The sequence below is a fragment of the Plantactinospora endophytica genome, from assembly GCF_016862915.1.
GTDB lineage: Bacteria > Actinomycetota > Actinomycetes > Mycobacteriales > Micromonosporaceae > Plantactinospora > Plantactinospora endophytica.
Genome location: NZ_BONW01000017.1, coordinates 70,992 through 93,775, shown reverse-complemented (window position 1 = coordinate 93,775; position 22,784 = coordinate 70,992). Strand labels below are relative to the sequence as shown.

Annotated in this window: 21 protein-coding genes; 12 read left to right on the top strand and 9 right to left on the bottom strand. The window is 72.0% G+C overall.

The features are described 5' to 3' along the window. Positions 1-5: 5 nt before the first annotated feature. Positions 6-530, top strand: a complete 525-nt coding sequence (locus Pen02_RS18830) for a hypothetical protein (protein WP_203867394.1) — start codon at positions 6-8, stop codon at positions 528-530. On the opposite strand, the gene Pen02_RS18825 is transcribed toward Pen02_RS18830, so the two are convergent. The 3 genes from Pen02_RS18825 to Pen02_RS18815 all read right to left on the bottom strand — a co-directional run bounded on the left by Pen02_RS18825 (position 493) and on the right by Pen02_RS18815 (position 2,279). Next, positions 493-807: a hypothetical protein gene (locus tag Pen02_RS18825; protein ID WP_203867393.1), complete on the bottom strand. Its 315-nt coding sequence runs from the start codon at positions 805-807 to the stop codon at positions 493-495. The genes Pen02_RS18830 and Pen02_RS18825 overlap by 38 nt on opposite strands. 37 nt (positions 808-844) lie before the next feature. Further along, positions 845-1,363, bottom strand: a complete 519-nt coding sequence (locus Pen02_RS18820; RefSeq protein ID WP_372445628.1) for a YbjQ family protein — start codon at positions 1,361-1,363, stop codon at positions 845-847. 253 nt (positions 1,364-1,616) lie between these two features. Continuing rightward, on the bottom strand, positions 1,617-2,279 hold the full coding sequence (locus Pen02_RS18815; RefSeq protein WP_372445627.1) for a S1 family peptidase: 663 nt from the start codon (positions 2,277-2,279) through the stop codon (positions 1,617-1,619). Between the two features lie 380 nt (positions 2,280-2,659). Here Pen02_RS18815 and purS point away from each other — a divergent pair, with 380 nt between their 5' ends. From purS to Pen02_RS18795, 4 genes are read left to right on the top strand one after another with little or no spacing between them, the layout of a single operon-like run. Next, a complete protein-coding gene (gene purS, locus Pen02_RS18810; protein WP_203867390.1) occupies positions 2,660-2,923 on the top strand; it encodes a phosphoribosylformylglycinamidine synthase subunit PurS in 264 nt (87 codons plus the stop codon). Next, positions 2,920-3,603 (top strand): phosphoribosylformylglycinamidine synthase subunit PurQ, encoded by a 684-nt coding sequence (purQ, locus tag Pen02_RS18805; RefSeq protein WP_203867389.1) that lies wholly within the window; start codon positions 2,920-2,922, stop codon positions 3,601-3,603. The genes purS and purQ overlap by 4 nt, the downstream gene beginning before the upstream one ends. A gap of 17 nt (positions 3,604-3,620) precedes the next feature. Continuing rightward, positions 3,621-6,536 (top strand): phosphoribosylformylglycinamidine synthase subunit PurL, encoded by a 2,916-nt coding sequence (gene purL / locus Pen02_RS18800; protein ID WP_203867388.1) that lies wholly within the window; start codon positions 3,621-3,623, stop codon positions 6,534-6,536. A 50-nt stretch (positions 6,537-6,586) separates the two neighbouring features. Then, on the top strand, positions 6,587-7,390 hold the full coding sequence (locus Pen02_RS18795; RefSeq protein WP_203867387.1) for a 2-phosphosulfolactate phosphatase: 804 nt from the start codon (positions 6,587-6,589) through the stop codon (positions 7,388-7,390). Between the two features lie 224 nt (positions 7,391-7,614). On the opposite strand, the gene Pen02_RS42580 is transcribed toward Pen02_RS18795, so the two are convergent. After that, positions 7,615-9,555, bottom strand: coding sequence for a carboxypeptidase regulatory-like domain-containing protein (locus Pen02_RS42580; RefSeq protein ID WP_275413589.1), 1,941 nt, complete (start codon positions 9,553-9,555; stop codon positions 7,615-7,617). Positions 9,556-9,800: 245 nt separating this feature from the next. Between Pen02_RS42580 and Pen02_RS18785 the strand changes: the two genes are divergently transcribed. The 5 genes from Pen02_RS18785 to amcA all read left to right on the top strand — a co-directional run bounded on the left by Pen02_RS18785 (position 9,801) and on the right by amcA (position 14,751). Next, positions 9,801-10,154, top strand: a complete 354-nt coding sequence (locus Pen02_RS18785; protein WP_372445625.1) for a sterol carrier family protein — start codon at positions 9,801-9,803, stop codon at positions 10,152-10,154. A 152-nt stretch (positions 10,155-10,306) separates the two neighbouring features. Next, positions 10,307-11,875: an amidophosphoribosyltransferase gene (gene purF / locus Pen02_RS18780; protein ID WP_239140940.1), complete on the top strand. Its 1,569-nt coding sequence runs from the start codon at positions 10,307-10,309 to the stop codon at positions 11,873-11,875. Positions 11,876-12,017: 142 nt separating this feature from the next. Continuing rightward, positions 12,018-13,163, top strand: coding sequence for a phosphoribosylformylglycinamidine cyclo-ligase (purM, locus tag Pen02_RS18775; protein WP_203867385.1), 1,146 nt, complete (start codon positions 12,018-12,020; stop codon positions 13,161-13,163). 273 nt (positions 13,164-13,436) lie between these two features. Further along, positions 13,437-14,543: a cyclophane-forming radical SAM peptide maturase AmcB gene (gene amcB / locus Pen02_RS18770; protein WP_307837723.1), complete on the top strand. Its 1,107-nt coding sequence runs from the start codon at positions 13,437-13,439 to the stop codon at positions 14,541-14,543. Beyond that, positions 14,512-14,751 (top strand): multiple cyclophane-containing RiPP AmcA, encoded by a 240-nt coding sequence (gene amcA / locus Pen02_RS18765; RefSeq protein WP_203867383.1) that lies wholly within the window; start codon positions 14,512-14,514, stop codon positions 14,749-14,751. The genes amcB and amcA overlap by 32 nt, the downstream gene beginning before the upstream one ends. A 188-nt stretch (positions 14,752-14,939) precedes the next feature. On the opposite strand, the gene Pen02_RS18760 is transcribed toward amcA, so the two are convergent. Together Pen02_RS18760 and Pen02_RS18755 are read right to left on the bottom strand one after the other, a co-directional pair. Then, positions 14,940-15,155 carry a DUF3073 domain-containing protein gene (locus Pen02_RS18760; protein WP_203867382.1) on the bottom strand — a complete coding sequence of 72 codons (216 nt, stop codon included), beginning with the start codon at positions 15,153-15,155 and terminating at the stop codon, positions 14,940-14,942. Positions 15,156-15,493: 338 nt separating this feature from the next. Next, complete coding sequence (locus Pen02_RS18755; protein WP_203867381.1) at positions 15,494-16,576, bottom strand: Glu/Leu/Phe/Val family dehydrogenase; 1,083 nt, start codon at positions 16,574-16,576, stop codon at positions 15,494-15,496. 206 nt (positions 16,577-16,782) lie between these two features. Between Pen02_RS18755 and Pen02_RS18750 the strand changes: the two genes are divergently transcribed. Next, positions 16,783-17,622: a DUF8083 family protein gene (locus Pen02_RS18750; RefSeq protein WP_203867380.1), complete on the top strand. Its 840-nt coding sequence runs from the start codon at positions 16,783-16,785 to the stop codon at positions 17,620-17,622. A 265-nt stretch (positions 17,623-17,887) separates the two neighbouring features. Continuing rightward, positions 17,888-18,097 (top strand): BldC family transcriptional regulator, encoded by a 210-nt coding sequence (locus tag Pen02_RS18745; protein WP_007073996.1) that lies wholly within the window; start codon positions 17,888-17,890, stop codon positions 18,095-18,097. Between the two features lie 81 nt (positions 18,098-18,178). Here Pen02_RS18745 and Pen02_RS18740 read toward each other — a convergent pair whose 3' ends face one another. The 3 genes from Pen02_RS18740 to Pen02_RS18730 are packed head-to-tail and all read right to left on the bottom strand — an operon-like array spanning position 18,179 to position 22,704. Then, positions 18,179-18,892, bottom strand: a complete 714-nt coding sequence (locus Pen02_RS18740; protein ID WP_203867379.1) for an ABC transporter ATP-binding protein — start codon at positions 18,890-18,892, stop codon at positions 18,179-18,181. A gap of 55 nt (positions 18,893-18,947) precedes the next feature. After that, a complete protein-coding gene (locus Pen02_RS18735) occupies positions 18,948-19,937 on the bottom strand; it encodes an ATP-binding cassette domain-containing protein (RefSeq protein WP_203867378.1) in 990 nt (329 codons plus the stop codon). A gap of 25 nt (positions 19,938-19,962) precedes the next feature. After that, positions 19,963-22,704: an ABC transporter permease family protein gene (locus tag Pen02_RS18730; protein ID WP_203867377.1), complete on the bottom strand. Its 2,742-nt coding sequence runs from the start codon at positions 22,702-22,704 to the stop codon at positions 19,963-19,965. Positions 22,705-22,784: the final 80 nt, after the last annotated feature.

Below are 22,784 nucleotides of genomic sequence, written 5' to 3'. Positions count from 1 at the left end.
GGACCGTGCTCGACGACCTGGCTGTCCGGGTGTCCCGGCTGGACCGCGCGCTCGCGCCGATCGCCGACCAACCGGTGGACCTGGCCGACCCGGAGTGGGCGGAGCGGCTGCGTCAGGCGCCACCCGCCGTCGAACAGGCCGGTGTCGCCGACGAGGCGGCCGTCGTGCTGGCCGCGCTCCTCACCCGGTACGCCGAAGGGGACGAGCCGACGCGTACGGCGATCCGTGGGCTGTTCCGCAAACACCGGTCGTTCCAGTGGGGAGTGGGGATGTCCTTCCCGGCCGACACCGTCGAGCGGTTCCGCCGTCACCTGCTGCTGCTCTCCGCCCGCGACCAGGGGATGGACACCCGGGACGAGTTGCTGACACTGGCCGAACTGTGCCGGCAGGCGTCGGCGGCCGGGGTGCCGACCGGGCCGGTACTGCGTGTGGTCGCCGAACTGTCCAGCGACGTCGACCGGTACGGGATGGGCTCGACGCGGCAGATCCTGCTCAGCCGCGTTCCCGGCGGGCGATCCGGCGTCCCTTGATGATCAGCCCGATGCCGACGCCGATCGTGACCAGCCCGACCAGTCCGCTGACCGCGGCGACCGAAGCCAGCCACACCAGGTAACTGGTGCCCTGGGCCGGCGCACCCGCCGGGGTGTGCTTCGGCGCCGGTATCTCGTAGCCGAGGGCCGGGCCGGCGACCTCCGCCGCGGCCAGGATGCCCAGCGGGATCAGGACGCCCAGCGCGACCAGCAGCCAGCCCAGTTCCTGGCGCCAGTTGGTCCAGCCGAGGCGCAGCAGCAGTCGGGGGGCGGCCACCTGATCATCGTAGGTGTCCCACGGCCTGGCGGTGGGGTCAGTCGCGCGGTGTGGGAGTGCCGGCGGCGCTGCCGAGGTTCGGCGCGCTGGGCGCCTCGGCGATGGCCCCGGAGTCCAGCGGCTCCGCCAGGTGCGCCGTCTCGGCGGCGACCTTCGGCTGGTCGGTGGGTGGATTGACCGGTGGCTGCCGGACCGCCACCACGGCCGTACCGTAGGCGCACAGTTCCATCCACATCTCGCCGACCTCGCGGTGGTCGAACCGCATCCCGATCACGGCGTTGGCGCCGAGCCGGGTGGCCTCCTCGCCCAACTTCTGCACGGCGTCGGTACGCCAGCGGGTCAGGTTCTCGGGCGCCTTGGGGTCGTAGGCGCCACCACGGAGGTTCTTCACGCCTTCCCGGTACGGGTTCCGGGTTCGGGCCTGGGAAGATACGACCTCGCCGAGTACTGCGCGGATCTCGTACCCCGGTAGATGATCCGTCGTCACGACCAGCACAGCTTGATGCTGGCAGAGCGGGGGGCACCCGCTTCGCGAGGACTGTTCACATCGCTCCAGTTTGCGAAACGGCGCGGCCACCGCGAAAGGTCCCCGGGAGCCCGACAGGACCCGACAGGGTCCGACACCGACGCCTCGTCGCCAAACGGCACGTGGACATCGGAACCGGCGCGGGCATCGGAAACGGCGCGTGGGCATCGGAACCGGCGCGGGCATCGGAAACGGCACGCCGATCCGGAAACGGCGCGGCGCGGACGTCCCGACCCAGTCGGTACGTCCGCGCCGAACCCCTGAGGAGGGTTTGGTTCGGGGTCTAGACCCCGGCCACCGAGGTGATCCAGGAACGGTTGAAGGCGACGCTGCCGTAGTTCTGGATGTTCACGCCGTCGGCGGTGGAGGCGACGCCCACCTGGGCGCCGTTGTAGACCTGCGGGCCGCCGGAGTCACCGCGCCAGGCGTTGCCGTTGACCCGGGTGCTGCGGATGGCCCGCCCGCCGTACGCGTCGGTGACGTTGGTGCTGGTCACCCGCACGGTGGCGGTCTTGAGGGTGGTGGAGGCCGAGCACCCGCTGTAGCAGGTCATGCCCCAGCCGTAGATCGAGTTGGTCGAGTTGACCGGCGGGTAGGCGCTGGACAGCGGCATGTAGCTGGTGCTGATCGAGGTGGACAGGTTGAGCAGCGCCAGGTCGTACCGGGAGTAGCTGGCGGTCACGCCGCTGGTGACGCCGCCGGAGGACCGGTTGACGCTGCCGACCCGTACCGACATCGTGCCGCTGACGCAGTGCCGGGCGGTGAGCACCCAGCGGGCCGCGATGATGGTGCCGGAGCAGGTGAACGAGCCGTTGCTGAGCACGGCCGCGGCCCACGGGGCCGAGGAGACGGTGCCGCCACCGATGATGAACGGGGTGACGGGGGCGGCGGAGGCGGAGGCGACGGACGGCGCGACGAGCGCGCCGGTCAGGGCGGTGGCGAGCATCACCAGGGTTCGGCGAAGACGCACGGGGGGCTCCTTCCGGGGGGTTTACCCGGGGTCACCGGGTCGGTCGAGCCGCCGTAGGCGGGAGGATGTCCGCCGTACGGATCTGGACAGTCAACGTTCGGTGTCGAGGACCGGACGTTTGACGCCACACGCTAAGCCGTTCGTCACCTATTCACAAGGGTGAACCTCTGCGGTCGGTTTCGGACCCTTCCCGACGGGTGAGCCGGTCCACCGGAGACGCCCGTCGGGCACCCGTGGGCCACCGGGGCATCGACGCGCCGGCCCGTGCGTCAACTCGCTGGTCGGCCGGGTACGCTGGCTCCGCTCGCCCCTTTCGTGGGCCGGCACCCAACTGCGTACACAGTCAGGAGTGCCCAGTGCCTCGCGTCGTCGTCGACGTCATGCTCAAGCCGGAGATTCTCGATCCCCAGGGCCAGGCCGTCGCGAATGCGCTGCCGAGGCTCGGAGTCACGGACGTGTCCTCCGTCCGCATCGGCCGGCGGATCGAGATCGAGTTCACCGGCCAGCCGGACCTGGACCGGGCTCGGGAGATCGCGGACAAGCTGCTGGCCAACCCGGTGATCGAGGACTTCTCGATCCGGGTGACCGAGGCCGGGGACGCCGAGGAGAGCCATCCATGACCGCCCGGATCGGCGTGGTGACCTTCCCCGGCTCGCTGGACGACCGGGACGCGGCACGGGCCGCCCGGATCGCCGGCGCCGAGGTGGTCCCGCTCTGGCACGACGACCCCGACCTGCACGGCGTCGACGGGGTGGTGCTGCCCGGCGGCTTCTCCTACGGCGACTACCTGCGCTGCGGGGCCATCGCCCGGTTCGCCCCGGTGATGGAGACGATCGCCGCCGGAGCCCGGGACGGGCTGCCGGTGCTCGGCATCTGCAACGGGTTCCAGATCCTCTGTGAGGCGCACCTGCTGCCCGGCGCGTTGACCCGCAACCAGCACCTGCACTTCCGCAACCGTGACCAGGTGCTGCGGATCGAGTCGGCCGGTACCGCCTGGACCAACGCTTTCCAGCCCGGTCAGGAGATCCTGATCCCGGTGAAGAACGGCGAGGGCTGCTACGTCGCCGACGGGCGCACACTCGACGAGCTGGAGGCGACCGGCCGGGTCGTGGCCCGTTACCTGGGCGGCAACCCGAACGGCTCGCTGCGCGACATCGCCGGCATCAGCAACGAGGCCGGCAACGTGGTCGGGCTGATGCCGCACCCGGAGCACGCCGTCGAGGCGCTGACCGGCCCCTCCCTCGACGGGCTCGGCTTCTTCACGTCGATCCTCAAGCATCTCGCGGGAGCGCCCGCATGATCGAACGGAGTGAGGTCATGGGCCAGCCAGAGCCCGCCCTCGCCGACCACCCCTCGGCATCCGACCCCACCACGGCACCCGGCCCGACCGTCGACCCGGTGGGCCAGCCGGCACCGGCGGAGTCGCCCGTGCCGGGCCAGGCGGTGCCGGTGGGCGTCGCCGACGAGCTTCCGGTCAACGGCTACCCCGGCGGTGTGGACACCGTGTCGAACGCCGGTGCCACCCCCGGCGACCTCCAGCCCTACGCCGAGCTGGGCCTGCGCGACGACGAGTACGACCGGATCCGGCAGATCCTCGGTCGCCGTCCCACCCAGTCCGAACTGGCGATGTACTCGATCATGTGGAGCGAGCACTGCTCCTACAAGTCGAGCAAGGTGCACCTGCGGCAGTTCAGCGAGAAGGCGCCGCCGAGCGACCGGATGCTCGCCGGGATCGGCGAGAACGCGGGCGTGATCCAGATCTCCGAGCAGCTCGCGGTGACCTTCAAGGTCGAGTCGCACAACCACCCGAGCTTCGTCGAGCCGCACCAGGGCGCGGCGACCGGCGTCGGCGGCATCGTCCGGGACATCCTGGCCATGGGCGCCCGGCCGGTCGCCGTGATGGACCCGCTGCGGTTCGGCGCCGCCGACCACCCCGACACCGCCCGGGTACTCCCCGGCGTGGTCGCCGGGATCGGCACGTACGGCAACTCGCTCGGCCTGCCCAACATCGGCGGCGAGGTCGTCTTCGACTCCTGCTACCAGGGCAACCCGCTGGTCAACGCGCTCTGCCTCGGCGTGCTGCCGGTGCAGCGGCTCCAGAACAAGGCCGCCGCCGGAGCGGGCAACGTCGTGGTGCTGCTCGGCGCCAAGACCGGCCGGGACGGCATCGGCGGAGTCTCCGTACTCGCCAGCGCCACCTTCGACGACGGCAGCGAGCAGCGCCGCCCGTCGGTCCAGGTCGGCGACCCGTTCATGGAGAAGCTGCTGATCGAGGCGTGCCTGGAGCTGTACGACGCCGGACTCGTCGTCGGCATCCAGGACCTCGGCGGCGCCGGACTGACCTGCGCGCTCACCGAGACCGCCGCCGCGGCCGGCACCGGCATGCGGGTCTGGCTGGAGCGGGTTCCGCTGCGCGAGGCGTCGATGCAGCCGCACGAGATCCTGGCCAGCGAGTCGCAGGAGCGGATGCTGCTGATCGTCTCCCCGGAGAAGCTCGACGCGGTGCTGAGGATCGCCGAGAAGTGGGGCGTACCGGCCAGCGCGATCGGCGAGGTGACCCCGGCCACCCCCGCCGCCGACGGTACGACCGCCGAGCCGGGCCGGCTGCTGGTCACCTGGCAGGGCCACACCGTGGTCGACGTGCCGCCGGGCTCGCTGGTGGACGACGGCCCGGTCTACGCCCGCCCGATGCGGGAGCCGGCCGACCTCATCCTGCTCCAGGCGGACCGGGCCGAGACGCTGCCCCGACCGGCCACCGCCGAGGCGCTCCGGGAAACCCTGCTGCGGATGATCGCCTCGCCGAACCTCTGCGACAAGACCTGGGTCACCGAGCAGTACGACCGGTACGTGCTCGGCAACACCGTGCTGGCGCAGCCGGAGGATGCCGGGATCATCCGGATCGACGAGCAGTCCGGGCTGGGCGTCGCCATCTCGGTCGACGGCAACGGCCGGTACACGCGACTCGACCCGTACAACGGGGCCAAGCTGGCGCTCGCCGAGGCGTACCGGAACGTGGCGGTGACCGGCGCGAAGCCGGTCGCGGTGACCGACTGCCTGAACTTCGGCTCGCCGGAGGACCCGGGCGTGATGTGGCAGTTCGCCGAGGCCGTACGCGGGCTCGCGGACGGCTGCGCCGAGCTGGGCATCCCGGTCACCGGGGGCAACGTCAGCTTCTACAACCAGACGGGTGCGGCGGCCATCCACCCGACCCCGGTCGTCGGCGTGCTCGGCGTGCTCGACGACGTCGCCCAGCGGGTGCCGATGGGCTTCGCCCGGACCACCGGGAACGACCACGACCTGATCTTCCTGCTCGGCGAGACCCGGCTGGAGCTGTCCGGCTCCGAGTGGGCCTGGGTCACCCACCAGCACCTCGGCGGGGTGCCGCCCCGGGTCGACCTGGCGGCCGAACGTACCCTCGCCGAGCTGATCGCCGAGGCGGCCCGGGTCGGGCACCTCCGGTCCGCGCACGACCTCTCCGACGGCGGGCTGGCCCAGGCGCTGGTCGAGTCGAGCCTCCGGCACGGCGTCGGGGCCCGGATCGCACTGCCGGAGGGCTTCACGGCCGGCTCGATGCCGTTCGTCTTCCTGTTCAGCGAGTCGGCCGGCCGGGCGATGGTGGCGGTGCCGCGCGGGCACGAGAAGGCGTTCACCGCGCTCTGTGCCGAGCGGGGCGTGCCGTGGACCCTGATCGGGGTCACCGACACCGCCGGCAACGAGCTGGAGATCCGCGACCAGTTCACGATCGGCCTGTCGGAGCTGCGTACCGTGCACGGCGCCACCCTGCCGAGCCTGTTCGGCGACGGTGCGGGCGCGCCGCTGGCCGACGCCGCACCGAGTGGTTTCGAGACCGGCGACGCGGCGGTCGCGCCGACCGCCACAGAGCAGGACGGCACGCCGCCGGCCGCCACGCCGACCGGCACCGACCAGCGTGCTGCCGCCGACCAGGGCGGCTCTGACCAGAGCGGTGCTGACCAGGATGGCGCCGCGCCGACCGGGTCCGACCAGGCCACGTCCGCATCGGCCGCCGGGGCGGACGAGCCTGCCGGCTCCTCCACCGGCCCGGCCACCGCAGCCGGCCCGGCCACCACCAGGGCCGACGACACCACCACCACCGCTGCCGACACCGCCGCCGGTACCGACGCCGCCCCGATCGACGGCGCGTCGGTCGCCACCGGGCCGGGCCAGGACCAGGACGCGGCCCGGACGGGCGACGGGGAACGCCCGACGGCTTGATCCGACTGTTCGGCGGTCGGGCCTGCCGGTGGTGGCGAAGGAAGCGCATCGTGACGGAGGAGACCGGAACAGGAGCCGGGCCGGCCGGGTCGGTCGGCTCGGCCGAGTCGGTCTACGCCCAGCCCGGCACCGGCGCCAGGCTCGACTGGGGGCTGGCCGGTGCCGCCGAGCTGAGCCGGGTCTGTGCGGTACTCGTGGTCGTGGACGTGCTCTCCTTCACCACCTCCGTCGAGGTGGCGACCGCCCGAGGGACCCGGGTACACCCGTTCCCCTGGGGCGCCCAGGCCGCCGAGTACGCCACCCGGGTCGGGGCGGTGGCCGCCGTCGGTCGTCGGGCGGTGACTCCGGAGCACCCGTGGTCGCTCTCCCCGGCGGCCCTGTACGCCGCCCCCGCCGTACCCGAGTTGGTGTTGCCGTCGCCGAACGGCTCGGCGATCAGCGCCGCCGCCAGCGCCACCGGGCTGCCGGTGGTGGCGGCCTGCCTGCGTAACGCCACCGCCGTCGGGCGCTGGCTCCTCGACCAGGGGTACGGCTCGACCACCGCACCGATCGGAGTCGTGGCGGCCGGTGAGCGCTGGCCGGACGACAGTCTCCGGCCCGCCGTCGAGGACCAGCTCGGCGCGGCGGCGGTACTGGACGTACTCTCCACGGTGTCCGGTGGGCTCTCCGTCGAGGCGGCGCTGGCGTTGGCCGCGCTGAACAGCCTTCCCGACGTACCGGCAGCGGTCCGGGGCAGCGTGTCGGGACGAGAACTCGTCACCCGGGGCTTCGGCCAGGATGTGGAGATCGCGGTCCAGGTAGGCGTCTCGGACGTCGTGCCGGTACTCCGCAACGGGGTCTACTCACCGGCCTGAGCCGGCGATCGCGCACCGGAGACCGGCGCTGGCTGTCCACGAACCACAGACCAGCCGTCCAGGAACCGTAGCCGGAACCACAGACCGTCGTCCGGGAACCGTAGCCGACTGTCCGCTCGGGAACCGGCCGGCTGTCCGGAGACCACAACCTGTAAAGCGTGGGGGCCCGGCTCGCTGTCGCGAACCGGGCCCCCACGTATTTCAGGTCGTGCGGGTCGTGCCAGTCAGTCGTCCAGCCAGTCGAGCGACCGGCGCTCCGAGCGGCTCGACTGCTGCGGCGCACCGGACCGGCTGTGCCCGGCCTGCGGGGCGTCGTCGTAGTAGCCACCGCCGCCCTGCTGCTGGTCGTAGCCGCCGCGGTCGTCGTACCCGTTCTGCTCGTCGTAGCCGCCACGCCGCTGGTCGTACCCGCCACCGGTGCTCGGCTGGTCGTAGCCACCCCGGTCGGCGTCGTAGCCCTGCTGGTCGTAGCTGCTGGTCCGGTTGTCGTAGCCCTGCTGGTCGTAGCCGTCGCCAGCGCGGTCGTACCCGGCGCCGGTACGCGGCTCGTCGTCGTAGCCGCCCCGGTTTCCGCCGTAGCCCTGCTGGTCGTAGCCGTCGTCGTCGCGGCCGTACTGCTGGGTGGGCTCGTAGCCACCGTGCTCGGCACCGCCGCCGGGCGCGCGGTAGTTGGTCGCGTACGGGTCTGCGGCCGGGCCGTAGTCGTCGGCACCGCCCCGGTCGCCCGTGTACCGCCCGGTCGGCTCGTCGTACCCCTGGTCGTAGCCGCCCGCCCCGTTGTGCGGGTAGCCGCCGCCGGAGACCGGAGCGCCGTAGCCGGCACCCGAACCTGGTGCGTTGCCGTAGCCACCCGCACCGGAACCAGGCGCGTTGCCGTAGCCGGCCCCGGACGCGGGTGCGTTGCCGTAGCCGCCGGCACCCGAGCCGGGTGCGTTGCCGTAGCCGCCGGCACCCGAGCCGGGTGCGTTGCCGTAACCGGCCCCGGAGGCGGGACGGTCGCCGTAGCCGTTGGCGTTGCCGCCCCAGTCCTGCTGTGCACCGGCGTAACCCGGCGACTGCGGCCCCGGCAGCGGCGCGCCGTACGGATCCGGGAACTCGTCGTCGACCAGCGGCGCACTGTGCATCATGGTCGGCGCGTCGGCCAGGTTGCCGCCCCGGTTGACCATCGTCGCGTCGGCACCGGCCCCGGCCCGGTTGGTAACCCGGGTTGCGTCGTCGCCCCGGAAGCCACCCGCGCCACCGCGCGGTCCCGCTCCGCCCGGACCGTCCTCGTCGTCATCGCCGCCGTCTTCCTTGCGGCGCATCAGCAGCAGCACGATCGCACCGACACCGAGCGCGACCAGCAGGCCGCCGGCCAGGATCAGCACCCACGAGCCGAGCCCGCCGGACTCCTCGTTGGCGGCCTGCTCCTGCCCGCCCGCCGCCTCCTCGCTCGCGTCGGCGCCGGCCTCCTCGGTCGGCTCCTCCTCGGCGGCGGCATCGTCGGTCGGTTCGGCCGATGCCTCCGGCGACGCGCTCGGCGAGGCGGCCAGGGCGAGCTGGATGCCCTGGTTGTTCAGCCGGGCCCCGGCGTTGCCGGTGACGTCCTTGGTGTCGGTGGTGCCGTTCTTGGTGGCCCGGATCTGCAGCCGGCCGGGCGCGATCGGCCGCTCCTGTGACCCGGTGAACCGGTAGTTGCCGCTGCTGCTCGTGGTGGTGTTGTGCGTCCGGCCCTGTCCGTCGGTGAGCCGCATGCTCACGCCGGAGATCCCGTCACCGGTGGTCTCGTTGGTGACCCGCCCCGACACCTCGGCAACGGTCTGCACCTCCGGCGGCGCCTCCGGCCCGCGCACGGTGATGTTCCGTTGCGCGGAGGCATCGTCGCCGCCTACCGAGGCGGTGATCCGCACGCTCCCAGACCGGTTCTGGCCAGCCGCGACATTGCCGGCACGCAGCGTGACGCTGTAGGACTTCGTGGCACCGAGGTCGATGGTGTCGGTGAAGTCGCAGCTGTTGCCCTGGCACTGCAACTCGTTGAAGCTCGTGGTCACGTTGATGTCGAACGAGGTATCCCCGCCCAGCACACCCCCGTTGTTGTTCTTGACGCTGAAGCTGAGCGTGGTCGTCTGCCCGGCGTTGAGGCTGCCGTTCACTCCGGTGATGGTGACCGTTGGGTCATCAGCCAATGCTGGTGTGGTGGGTAGAGCGAATAGAGCGCTGGTTGCCAGCGCCACGACCACACCGGCCCGGGAGATCCAGGCTCGTCGGTGTGCTGTCACGTCCACCGCCTTCCGGGGCTCCACCGCCGACCCGTCGTCCGCGGGGATCAACCCATACGACTACACCGTCGGCAACTATGCCTTGTCTGACCGGATGAGCGCGACCCAGGGGCGCCGAAAAATGCCACGAAGCCGGGTCGTATCGTCCCGACGTGTCCTCTCCGCACAGTAAGTCCGCAGCTCTCACGGCCGTGCTGGCGGATCTCGACGCCGGCCGTACGCCCGAGCGGGCGATGTTGCGGGACGCCGTTCGTGCCCTGCTGAGCGAGCTGGCCCGTAGCGTACCGGGCCGGGCGGTAGAGGTTCGGGTGCCACCCTATGGGGCGGTCCAGTGCTGTGCCGGGCCACGACACACCCGTGGCACTCCGCCGAATGTGGTGGAGATGGCACCGGTGACCTGGATCCGGCTGGCGACCGGACGGATGTCGTGGTCGGAGGCGGTCGACGGCGGCCTGGTGCAGACCAGTGGCAATCGTTCGGATATCTCCCCCTATCTTCCTATTTGACCCCACTCCTCCATCACCATCTGTCACTTACGGGGGTCGTGACGTGGCTCTCTGTATCGGCTGCGGTTCGCGTACACTGTCTGAGTCGACGAAACCCGAAATCACCCGGGCGACAAGGCGAGTCCGAGCAGATCAGCAAGAGGGAGCGGCAGGTGCCCCGAGGCGACGGCCGGTTGAGCCATGACCTCGACCCCCAACGACCCGGCCCACAGGACGCGTGCGGCGTGTTCGGAGTCTGGGCTCCGGGCGAAGAGGTGGCGAAGCTCACCTATTTCGGTCTCTACGCGCTCCAGCACCGGGGTCAGGAAGCTGCCGGCATCGCCGTCAGCGACGGGTCGGGCGTGGTGGTCTACAAGGATCTCGGGCTGGTCGCCCAGGTCTTCGACGAGCCGACGCTGGCGAGCCTGCGCGGCCACCTGGCGATCGGGCACACCCGATACTCCACGACCGGCGGCTCCACCTGGGAAAACGCCCAACCGACCATCCGGGCCAACACGGCGGGCACGACGATCGCGCTGGCGCACAACGGCAACCTGGTCAACACCGCCGAACTTGCCCGGGACGCCGTCGAGCGCGGCATGGACTCCGACGGGTCGACCTCGGACACCGCCCTGGTGACCACGCTGCTGGCCAGCCGCCCCGACCTCTCGGTCGAGGCCGCCGCGCTGGAGGTGCTGCCGACGCTGCGCGGCGCGTTCAGCTTCGTGTTCATGGACGAGACCACCCTGTACGCCGCCCGTGACGCGTACGGGGTCCGTCCACTGGTGCTCGGTCGGCTGGAGCGCGGCTGGGTGGTGGCGAGCGAGACCGCCGCGCTGGACATCGTCGGGGCGAGCGTCGTCCGCGAGATCGAGCCCGGCGAGCTGATCGCCATCGACGAGCACGGCCTCCGGTCGGCCCGGTTCGCCGCGCCCGAGCCGAAGGGCTGCCTCTTCGAGTACGTCTACATCGCCCGGCCGGACACCACGATCGCCGGCCGGAACATCCACTCCGCCCGGGTCACCATCGGCCGGCAGCTCGCCCGGGAGCACCCGGTCGCAGCCGACCTGGTGATCCCGGTTCCGGAGTCCGGCACTCCCGCCGCGATCGGCTACGCGGAGGAGTCCGGCATCACCTACGGCGCCGGCCTGATGAAGAACCCGTACGTCGGGCGCACCTTCATCCAGCCGTCGCAGACCCTCCGCCAGCTCGGCATCCGGCTCAAGCTCAACCCGCTCCGGGAGAACGTCCGGGGCAAGCGGGTGGTCGTGGTCGACGACTCGATCGTGCGCGGCAACACCCAGCGGGCGATCGTCCGGATGCTGCGCGAGGCCGGCGCGCTGGAGGTACACGTCCGGATCTCCTCGCCGCCGGTGAACTGGCCCTGCTTCTACGGCATCGACTTCGCCACCCGGGCGGAGCTGCTCGCCAACGGGCTGGACAACGAGGGCATCCGACGGTCGATCGGGGCGGACAGCCTCGGGTACGTCTCCCTGGCCGGGCTCATCGCGGCCACCGAGCAGCCGAAGACCCGGCTCTGCCGGGCCTGCTTCGACGGCGAGTACCCGATCGAGCTGCCGGCGGGGAACCTGATCGGCAAGCACGTACTCGAAGGAGTTGACCGCCGGGTCGCCGGCGCCGGGGGCGAGGAGGTGGGCCCGGGTGGGGCCACCTCCCGGGGGCCGGGCGGTCAGTCGTTCGCGAGCAGTTCCACTGGCGGCGACGTGTCGTCGCACGCGTAGGCACCACGCCGGGCGCGGCTGATGGGCACGTAGCCGGCGACAGGACCGGCCCGACCGGGAAACCGACCGGGCGAGCACGAAGTCGAGCGATCCTCGACCGCTACCGACGCGGCCAGCCGCGAGAACCACTAAGGGGAGAACCGTGACGCACGTGACCGAGCGCAGTGGTGCAGGAAGCGGCCCGGGTGGCACCCATCAGCCCTGGACGGCGGGGATGGGTCGGTCCGGTCGCAAGCGCACCGTGTCGTACGCGGACGCCGGCGTCTCGATCCAGGCCGGTGACCGCGCGGTCGAACTGCTCCGCCCCAAGGTCAAGAGCACCCGGCGCCCCGAGGTGATGGGCGACATCGGCGGCTTCGCCGGCCTGTTCCGGCTCGACGTGCAGAAATACCGCAACCCGATCCTCGCCTCGTCCACCGACGGCGTCGGCACCAAGCTGGTCATCGCGCAGCAGATGGACATCCACGACACGGTCGGCATCGACCTGGTCGCGATGGTGGTGGACGACCTGGTCGCCTGCGGCGCCGAGCCGCTGTTCCTGCTCGACTACATCGCCTGTGGCGAGGTCGTCCCGGACAAGGTCGCCGAGATCGGCGCCGGGATCGCCGACGGCTGCCGGTACGCCGGCTGCGCGCTGCTCGGCGGCGAGACCGCCGAACACCCCGGCGTGCTGCGCCCGGACGAGTACGACGTGTCGGCGACCGGCGTGGGCGTGGTGGAGGAGAGCGAGATCCTCCGCCCGGAGCGGGTCGAGGTCGGCGACGTGGTGATCGCGATGGGCTCCTCCGGCCTGCACTCGAACGGCTACTCGCTGGTCCGGCACGTGCTGCTCGGCGCCGGCCGGATGCGGCTGGACAGCGTGATCGAGGACTTCGGCCGGCAGCGCACCCTGGGTGAGGAGCTGCTGACCCCCACCAAGATCTACGCGCAGGACTGCCTCAAGCTGATCGCCGAGGCCGAGGTGCGGGCCCTGGCGCACGTCACCGGCGGCGGCATCCCCGGCAACCTCGTCCGGGTGCTCCCCGAAAACGTCGACGCGGTGGTCAACCGGGCCACCTGGCGACCGCAGCCGATCTTTGACCTGGTGCAGTCCAAGGGCCGGATCGAGGACCCGGACATGGAGTCCACCTTCAACATGGGCGTCGGCATGTTCGCCATCGTCTCGGCCGAGGACGCCGACCGGGCGCTGGCCTGCCTGACCGGCCGTGGTGTCGAGGCGTGGCAGGCCGGCGAGATCATCGAGGGCACCGGTGAGGTGCACATGATCGGCCAGCACACCCGGGGCTGATCCGCCCGTACGATTCCGGTGGCCGGCGGGCGCGACGCCCTGGTGGCCACCGGAGCCGTCGTTAGGTGATCACCTGTGCGACGCCGCCACCCGGAGTGCGACGCTCGCCGAGTACAGCAAAAACGCCAAAACCCGCATCCGCGATATTTGCCCGTGATTCTCGGCATACCTGGTCAGGACTTCACCGGGGTGGCTACCGCCACCTAGCCTGAGGGGCACCTCAGAGGCGGGGGAGGAGGGGCCATGGCTGTCCGTGGACAGGAGTTTTCCGGCATGCGGGGGATCGCTGCGGTCCCCGGTTACGTGGTCATGCAGCCGACGACGCTGTGCAACCTCGACTGCGCGTACTGCTATCTTCCGCTTCGGGCGGCGGACCACCGGATGACGGTGCCGGTGGCGGCCAGCGTGGCGGACTCGGTCAACCCCTGGGCCCGACAGGGGCGGTTCTCGGTGGTCTGGCACGGGGGCGAGCCGCTGGCCGCCGGCCGGGAGCACCTGGCGGCCCTGCTGGCGCCCTTCGATCCCGCGGTCGAGCACCACGTGCAGACCAACGCGACGTTGATCGACGACGCCTGGTGCGAGTTCTTCGCCACGCACCGGATCCGGGTCAGCGTCAGCGTCGACGGGCCCCGGGAGCGCAACCTGGAGCGGGTCGGCCGGGGTGGCCGGCCCTCGTACGACCGGATCATGGCCGGCGTCGACGCGCTGCGCCGGCACGGCATCGCGTACTCGGCGCTCTGCGTGGTCAGCCGGCCCGAGCCGGGGCTCGCCACCGAGCTGTACGACTACTTCCTCGACCTCGGCTGCGACGTGCTCGGCATCAACATCGAGGAGATGGAGGGGGTCAACACCCGGCGGAACGCCCATCCGGCCGAGCTGGTCAGCGGCTTCTGGGCGGAACTGGTCGCCGCCTGGCGCCGGGAGCCCCGGATCCACCTCCGCGAGATCGAATGGTCGCTGCGGTACGCGGCGGCCGTCCTCGACGGCACCGAGGACGCCGTACTGCCCCGTCAGCTCGACCCCATCCCGACCATCGGGTACGACGGCTCGGTCGTGCTGCTCTCGCCCGAGTTGGCCGGCTTCTCCGATCCGGACTACGGGGACTTCACCAGTGGAAACGTCCTGGAAAACCCGTTGGGGGACATTCTCGCCACGGCGTTGCGGACGACGCCCTGGGTGCGCGAGTTCCTGGCCGGCGTGGAGAGCTGCCGCACCCGGTGCCCGTACTTCGGGTTCTGCGGCGGCGGTCACGCCGCCAACCGCTACTTCGAGCACGGGCGTTTCGACGGTACGGAGACCAACCACTGCCGTAACAGCAAGATCCGTCTACTAGAGGGAGTGTTGGACCATGCCCGGAACCACGAGCCAACGGCCGCCTGAGCCCGGCGAGGCCGGACCGCACGAACCGGTGGCGGCCCGGGTCCTGGGTGCTCGGGCCGGACTCACCACGCTGCTGCGGGAGGCGGCGGAGGCGCGACGGCTCCGGGCCGAGGTGGCGACCGCCGGGGACGGTGCCAGCGCCGTCTGCGCCTGGAACCACTTCGAGAACATCCCGACGTTCTACAACTGGAACAACCGCCCCCGCTGAACCACCGGTAAGGGCCGTACCACCGCAGAACGGCTGTGCCAGCGGTAAGGACCTGCCGACGGGACCGGAGTCAGGCTCCGGCCCCGGCAGGTCCTTACCGGATGGCGTCCCGATCGGCGGTACTGCCCGCAGGCACTCGGACACGCGTGAGCACGCGGTGTTACCGCGTGCTCAGATGTGACCAGAGGTCAGCGGGTCGACGCCCAGTTACCCGGGTCGTCGTCCGCGTCGTGATCCTCGTCATCGTCGTCGACATACTCTTTGTAGTCGTCGTCGAAGTCGTGGTCCGACTTGCGGCTGCCGCCGAGTTCTCGCTGCAAGGCGGCGAGGTCGGTGTTCGGGGAGTGGTACTTCAACTCCCGGGCCACCTTTGTCTGCTTGGCCTTAGCACGGCCGCGCCCCATGGCTCGACCCCCTCGCACAGAATTCGGGGCAGCCCGAAGGCGGGCCCCGATGACGTCAGGCATCTCTCGTGGCTCTTACGGTACATGGGGATGCCCCGGTTCGGCACCTCGGGTTACCACCGCCCGTGCCCGCGCGTCGCGCGGGCATCGACGGACGGTCCCATCCTACTCAGTAAGGAGCGCCTGCCCGGCCCGGCCGTGACTTGTTTGCGGCCTCCAGACCCATCGGTCCAGTACAGCGTACTTTCCGCCTGATTACCCGGCAATCCACCCGAGCGTCGGTACGGCCGGGGCGGCGGGCCGGTACCGTACCCGCTCCGCGCCCCGGCCGGACGGGGTCAGCGCAGGTGGATGGTGCGCAGCCGGCCGACCTCGGCCATCCGGCGCTCGGCGAGCCGGTCGGCGGCGACCGCCGGAGGTACCCCCTCGGCGTCGGCCAGCCGCAGGATCTCCCGGGTGGTGTCGAAGATCCGGGTGGCCCGCAGCTTGGCCCGCTCGAAGTTGAAGCCCTCGATCTCGTCGGCGACCTGGATCACGCCGCCCGCGTTCACCACGTAGTCGGGGGCGTACAGCACGCCCCGGTCGGCGAGCAGCTTCTCGATGCCCGGGTGCGCGAGCTGGTTGTTCGCCGCGCCGACCACCACGGAGGCGCGCAGCGCCGGCACGGTGGTGTCGTCCAGGGCGCCGCCGAGGGCGCAGGGGGCGTACACGTCGATGTCGGAACTGACCAGGGCCTGCGCGTCGGCGACGACCTCGACCTGCGGGTACGCCTGCCGCACCCAGGCGAGGGCCTTCTCGTTGACGTCGGTGGCCAGCACCGATGCGCCGTCGTCGACCAGGTGTCCGGTGAGGTGCTTGCCGACCTTGCCGAGCCCGGCCACCCCGACCCGGCGCCCGGCCAGGGTCGGCGACCCCCACCTGTGCTCGGCGGCGGCCCGCATGCCCTGGAAGACGCCCCAGGCGGTCAGCACGGACGAGTCACCGGCGCCGCCGTGCTCGACGCTGCGGCCGGTCACGAAGCGGGTCTCCCGGGCCACCACGTCCATGTCCGGGACGTACGTGCCGACGTCGCAGGCGGTGTAGTAGCGGCCGTTCAGCGACTCGACGAAGCGGCCGTACGCCCGCAGCAGCGGCTCGGTCTTGATCCGGTCCGGGTCGCCCCAGATGACCGCCTTGCCGCCGCCGAGGTCCAGCCCGGCCAGCGCGTTCTTGTACGCCATCCCACGGGACAGGTCGAGCACGTCGTGCAGCGCCTCGGCCTCGGTGGCGTACGGGTAGAAACGGGTACCGCCGAGCGCGGGACCGAGCGCGGTCGAGTAGATGGCGATGATCGCCTTGAGCCCGGTCTGCTTGTCCTGGCAGAACACGACCTGCTCGTGGCCGTCGGATTCCGGACTGTCGCTACTGGCGAATACGTCCATGTCTCGCTCCTGATCTCCGGAGGGCATCCTCGTGGGATGCGGCGGGAGGGGGCTCCCGGTGTGCCGGCGGGGGATGGTGCCGACCTGCTCCGAGCCTAATCGTGATCGGCGCGGAGGTGGATCGCGGCCGGTCTGCCGGCGATGATCGGAAGGTTCATCGGACATGCTGGAGGCAGCCGGCTTCCGTTTCATGGGAGGATCGCGCCGTGCCGTCGCTCTTCGCTTCCTACCTGCGGGTGTACGAGCCGTTGACCGCCTTCGACCGGGACCGGCAGCTCTTCTGGCGTCGGTACGTCAAGGAGGGCAGGGCGGTGGCCCCGATCGAGGGGCCGGTGCGGCAGCGGACGGCGGTGATCGAGGCGCTGGGCGCCGGTTGGACCCGCCTGCCCGACCTGCCCGAGGAGGCGTACGTCCTGGAGGCGGACGACACGCTCCTGGTCTGCCCCTGGAACCTGCGCGTACGGGTTGCGGAGGCGGCGCTGAGCGCCCGGGACGGCGTACCTCCGGTGCTGGCCGACGCGTTCGTGCCGCCGGTGCTGGCCGGCCAGGCCAAGGCGGTGGTGGAGGACTGGCGCAGCGGAGCCCGGGTGCTGGAGCACGGGGTGCCGAGGCTGCACGAGCAGATCGCCACCTGGGGCGTACCGCTGCGCTGGTTCGTCTTCGTCGACCCGGAGGAGCGGGAGCTGACCACCCGGCCGGACCGACGGGTGCTGCGCTACCGCACCGAGATCTCCAAGGCCCGGCGGCGGGCCTCCCGGGGCCTGTCGGTGCTGCGCAAGTCGGTCGGGGACGCCCCGATCACCGAGGCGGTCGAGGAGGGCGCCCGCTGGCTGGAGGAGTTCCATCCCCGGTCGGTGGTGGAGCTGGACTACGGCGGGCTGGTGGACCTGCTGCCGGACGAGACGCTGGCCGCCGACGACTCGCCGGAGCTGGTCGCGGCCGGGCTGGCCGGGCTGTCCCGGGGCGACGCGGACGCGGCCACCGAGGCGTACGAGAAGCTCGTGGCGCGCTGGCGGGCGGTCCAGTTACTGGAGCGTTGCAATTAGCGAACAATGCGGCTCAGGGCCCATTGGGAGCGCACACAGGTGAATGCCCCTCGTAATATCAGCGTCACGAGGGGCAATCGGCCGTCCGGTTAAGTCTTTTTCTGGCATAAAAAAGGCCCATATATCGGTCATTGTTCATCCGTCCATCCAGGGACCTTCGGCCGTTCGGCCCATGTCGGACATCGGGGACTAGCCGGACCATGGGAGACGCGTCGGCCGGCGGGACCCCGGCCGATGTCTATAGGCACCTGTGGAGGAGTGACCGATGGCATCGCGTACGCATGAACCTGAGCCGCTACTCACGCCGGCAGAGGTCGCGTCGATGTTCCGTGTCGACCCGAAGACCGTGACCCGGTGGGCTAAGGCGGGGAAGCTCAGCGCGATTCGAACGCTGGGCGGGCACCGCCGTTACCGCGAGTCGGAGGTTCGTGCCCTGCTTCAGGGCCAGATCCCCCAGCAGCGGCAGGGCGACTGAGACTCGCAACCGAACGTCGGATCAGGGGTGGGGCTCGTACGAGCGTACGAACTCCACCCCTGATTCGTGTCCTGGGAAAGGTCAGCTCCCGGTCAGGACCGTCTCGTCCAGGCCCGCGCCGTCCACCAGTCGGCCGTCCCGCAACGTCAGTACCCGGTCGGCCAGATCGATCAGGGTCGGATCGTGCGTCGCCACCAGCGCCGTCATCCCCCGGGCGTGCACCAGCGCACGGAGCAGGTCCATGATCGAACGACCCGTCTCCGAGTCGAGTTGACCGGTCGGCTCGTCCGCGATCAGCAACAGTGGATCGTTCGCCAGCGCCCGGGCCACCGCGACCCGCTGCTGCTGGCCGCCGGAGAGCTCGTACGGCCGCTGCGCCGCCTGACCGCCCAGCCCGACCAGTTCGAGCAGCATCGTCACCCGCTCCTCGCGCTCCGCCCGGCGCCGCTTCGCCAGCCGCATCGGCACCCCGACGTTCTCGGCGGCGGACAGGATCGGAATCAGCCCGAAGGACTGGAAGACGAACCCGATCGTCGACCGGCGCAACTCCAGCAACTCGGCGCTGCCGGCGGCGGTGACGTCGTGCCCGGCCACCTGGATCCGCCCGTGGCTGGGCCGGTCCAGGCCGCCGACCAGGTTCAGCAGGGTGGTCTTGCCGGCACCGGAGCGCCCCCGGATCGCCACCAGCTCCCCCCGGGCGGCGGTGAACGAGACCTCCCGGACCGCGTGCACCACCCGGTCACCGGCGGTGAAGTCCCGCCCGACCCCCTCGACCCGGACCAGTTCCTCGCCCATCAGTGACCCTCTCCCGCTGTTTCCCCGCTCCGGACGGTGCCGCCCGTGCCGCCGTTCACGACCGCTCCCCGTTGCCGGTGCCGCCCGGCCGGACCTCCACGTGGTCCGGCTCCAGGTTCAGCCGTACCCGGTCGCGCAGGCTCAGCGCGTCCACGAAGGCGGCCGGCAACTGCATCCGGCCCGACCGGTCCAGCAGCGCGTACTCCTCGGTGACCAGCTCCTCGGCGCCGTCCGCGCCGAGCCGGGTGGAACGGCGTACCTCGGAGGCGGTCCGGCCGTCGCGGATCGCGACCGTCCGGCGGACCTGCGACGACACGGCGTGGTCGTGCGTGACGACCACGATGGTGACGCCCAGCTCGGCGTTGATGGTGCGCAGCGCACCGAAGACGTCCGCCGCGGTCGCCTCGTCCAACTCGCCGGTGGGCTCGTCCGCGAAGAGCACCTCCGGGTCGTTGGCCACCGCGACCGCCACCGCACAGCGCTGCTGCTCGCCGCCGCTCATCTGGTCCGGCCGACGGTCGGCGCAGTAGCCGACCCCGACCATCTCCAGCAGCTCGGTCGCCCGCTTCCGGGCCGCCCGGCCGCGCAGCCCCCGGGCCAGCCGCATCGGCAGCTCCACGTTCTCCCGGGCGGTCAGGTACGGCAGCAGGTTGCGGGCCGTCTGCTGCCAGACGAAGCCGACGGTGTGCCGGCGGTACCGCAGCCGGCGCTTCGGGGACATGGTCAGCAGGTCGAAGTCGGCCACCCGGGCGATCCCGGCGGTCGGCACGTCCAGCCCGGAGAGGATGTTCAGCACCGTCGACTTCCCCGAGCCGGAGGCGCCGACGATGGCGAGCAGCTCGCCCCGGTCGACCACCAGGTCCAGGCCCTGGAGTGCGACCACCTCCACGCCCTCGGTCTTGAAGATCCGGACCAGCCCGTCGCAGACGATGTGTCCACGCAGCCGGTCCTCGCCACCGGCCCGGGCCGCCGCCCGCTCCGCCGCCCGACGCTGTAGTACGGCGAGGTCGGGTACTGGCGCGGCAGTCGTCGTCGGACTCGCCATCAGTTCTCGTCCCCTTCCCGAGCCATCAGTTCTCCTCTCCGAGACGGAGCACCTCGCCGAGGCGCATCCGCCGGTTGACCAGATTCTCGACACCGAGGGCGGCGACCAGCGCCACCCCCACCAGCACCAGTACGCCGACCACCAGCAGCGGGTCCAGGTGGGTCCGGGCCGGTAGGCCGCCGGTGAACCCGGACAGTCCCAGCGCCGGCCCGAGCAGTCGGGGCAGGGCCACCCCGACCAGCCCACCGGCCAGCACCGCGACGCCGAGCAGTGGTACCAGCTCGTAGACGAGCAGTCCCCGGCCCTGCCGGCCGGACAGCCCCATGGTGCGCAGCCGGGACAGCATCCGGCCCCGGCCCGGCGCCTCGGCGAGTACCGCGAAGCCGACCGCGAGCAGTGCCAACGCGGTCGCCCCGGCCACTCCGGTGCCGAAGGTGAAACTGAGCAGCCGGTTCACGCCGCTGCGCTCCAGCGACCGGCGGTGCTCCTGCCAGGTGGCGACGGTGACCGCCGTCTGCGGCCGTACCTCCTCGACCGGCTGGGCCAGCACCTTCGACAGGTACTCCCGCTGCGCGGTGTCGACCGTCGCGGCCAGCTCCGGCACCGCGAAGCCGTCCCCGGCCACCACGAACTGGTTGGGCCGGATCGGCTGGAACTCCGGCACCGGCAACGCCTGCCAGGGCAGTACGACGAACCGGCGGGCATCGGCCGCCACCCCCGGGAAGCCGGCCGCGACCTGGTCGACCCGGAACTCGTACCGGCGGCCCTGCACCTCGGTCACCGCACCGGCGCCGACCGCCTCGGCCACCTCCGGCGAGACCAGCGCCGGCACCGGGCCGTCGACCCGCCCCGGCGCCGTCAGCCCGGCCGGCAGCGCGACGTCGACGCCGCTGGCCGCCAGCACCCGGGCCAGGGACGGGCCGTCCACCACCAGCACCTGGGTCTGGCCCAGGTCACGCCCGCCGAGCAGATCCGGGGTCGGCGAGCGCAACGGCTGGCCGACCTCCATCGCCACCGGACTGACCGCGGTCACCCCGGACAGTCCGCCGAGCCGCTCGACGGTGGTGGCGGCGTCGGTGTACGAGCCGTTGATCCGCGCATCGGCGCCGATCTCCTGGTCGGTGACCCGGTCCCGGGCCTCGGCGACGGTACTGGTCACCACGCTGGTGAAGACCCCGGTGGCGATCGCCACCACGAGTACGGCCAGCGGCCCGACGGTCACCGGACCGCTCCGGCCGGCCCGGGCCAGGCCGACGAAGGGCACCACGGCACGGGCCCGGGCGGCGAGCCGGCCGACCTGGCGCAGCGGCCACGGCACCAGGCGCAGCGCCAACAGGGCGGCGGAGACGGCCAGCAGCACCGGCACCGACACCAGGTACGGGTCGACCCCGCTGGCCTGGCTCAGCCCGCGCCGGTGCAGCAGTACCACGCCGAGCACGGCGAGCAGCAGCACGAACAGTTCGGCGGTGAGCCGGCGTACCGAGGGGCGGTGGCGTACCAGGTCCCGCCGTCGGCCCACGAAATCCGCCCGGCGCTGGCTCAGGGTCGCCAGCAGCGGGATGGCCAGGGTGGTGCCGACGGCGACCAGTACCACGCCGAGCGGTTCCACCCCGGCCGGGCGACCCGGTGCCGTCGTGCCGAGCAGCCAGCCGACGAGCACCGCGAGCGGCAGTACCCCGATGGTTTCCCGCAGGGTCCGGGCGCCGATCCCGGCGGCCGTCGCCCCTCGGGCCCGGAGCAGGCTGAACTCCTCCCGGCGGCGCTGCACCGCGAGCCCGGCGGCCAGGGCGACCAGCCCGAGCAGGGTGGCCAGGATGCCGGTCTGCACCACGGCGAGCAGTGCCCGCACCGCGCGGAGTTGGCCGTCGAACCGCTGCACGGCGTTGTCCAGGCCGGTCGCCAGCACCAGGCCGGGCTCCGGCGGCGTACGCCGGCTCACCGCGACCCCGGTCAGCACCTCCGGGATGTCGGCGGTGGTCATCCGCTCCTCGTCGACCCGGTAGCGCCACTCGTAGCCGAGCCCGAGCCGTCGGCCGGCGGCGGTGATCCCGGTCAGGTCGGTCAGCAGCGCGGCCCGGTGGGTGGTGCCCTCGGTCGGGTTCGGGCAGGGCACCTCGGCGACCCGGATGGCGTCCCAGGTCGGTGCGGTCGGGTCGACCGGGTCGTAGAGCCCGACGATTCGGACCGGGACCGAGCCCTGGGTGAACCCCTCGCCGCTGAGCACCACGCCGGTGCCGACCCGCAGCTTCAGGATCGTGGCGGCCTCCCGGGACACCGCCGCCTCGACCCCGCCCGAGGATGCCGGCCACCGCCCCTCGACCATCCGCAGCTCCCGCTCGATGCCGGCCTGGCCGCGCAGTTGCAGCTCCGCCCGGCAGCCCCCGCGCAGCGACGGCGCGTCGCCGGCCACGGCCAGGTCCTGCGGGCCGATCCGGCCGGCGAACCACTGCTGGCCGACCAGCCCGGGCAGCGGTCCGGGCAGCTTCTGCCGGTACCGGTCGAGCTGGCCGGCGGCCTGGTGCGCGTCCGGGCTCTGCATCGCGTCCTGGTCTGCGGTGAAGGTCAGATCCCGGACCTGGTACGGCAGCCCGCGCAGGTCGTGCCGCAGCCCGTCGTCGGCGAACTCGTTCGCCAGCCGGGGTGCCCCGGTCACCAGCAGTGCCGCCACCAGCCCGAGTACGCCGAGCAGCCCCAGGTAGCCCGCGAAGACCCGGGCCCGACGCAACGGCCCCGGCAGTCGCCCCGACGGCCCGGTCCGACTCTGCACCGATCCACCCTCCACGCCTCGCCCACCCACCACCGGTTCCCCGCCCGCCAGCACTCCGCCCACCGGCACTCCGCCCACCG

Excerpts from the sequence above, each read along its gene's own strand:
- Pen02_RS18760 (WP_203867382.1), bottom strand. The coding sequence starts at position 15,155 with ATGGGGCGCGGCCGTGCTAAGGCCAAGCAGACAAAGGTGGCCCGGGAG.
- Pen02_RS18755 (WP_203867381.1), bottom strand. The coding sequence starts at position 16,576 with ATGGACGTATTCGCCAGTAGCGACAGTCCGGAATCCGACGGCCACGAG.
- amcB (WP_307837723.1), top strand. The coding sequence starts at position 13,437 with ATGCGGGGGATCGCTGCGGTCCCCGGTTACGTGGTCATGCAGCCGACG.
- purQ (WP_203867389.1), top strand. The coding sequence starts at position 2,920 with ATGACCGCCCGGATCGGCGTGGTGACCTTCCCCGGCTCGCTGGACGAC.
- Pen02_RS18735 (WP_203867378.1), bottom strand. The coding sequence starts at position 19,937 with ATGGCGAGTCCGACGACGACTGCCGCGCCAGTACCCGACCTCGCCGTA.
- amcA (WP_203867383.1), top strand. The coding sequence starts at position 14,512 with ATGCCCGGAACCACGAGCCAACGGCCGCCTGAGCCCGGCGAGGCCGGA.
- Pen02_RS18745 (WP_007073996.1), top strand. The coding sequence starts at position 17,888 with ATGGCATCGCGTACGCATGAACCTGAGCCGCTACTCACGCCGGCAGAG.
- Pen02_RS18740 (WP_203867379.1), bottom strand. The coding sequence starts at position 18,892 with ATGGGCGAGGAACTGGTCCGGGTCGAGGGGGTCGGGCGGGACTTCACC.
- Pen02_RS18815 (WP_372445627.1), bottom strand. The coding sequence starts at position 2,279 with ATGCTCGCCACCGCCCTGACCGGCGCGCTCGTCGCGCCGTCCGTCGCC.
- purL (WP_203867388.1), top strand. The coding sequence starts at position 3,621 with ATGGGCCAGCCAGAGCCCGCCCTCGCCGACCACCCCTCGGCATCCGAC.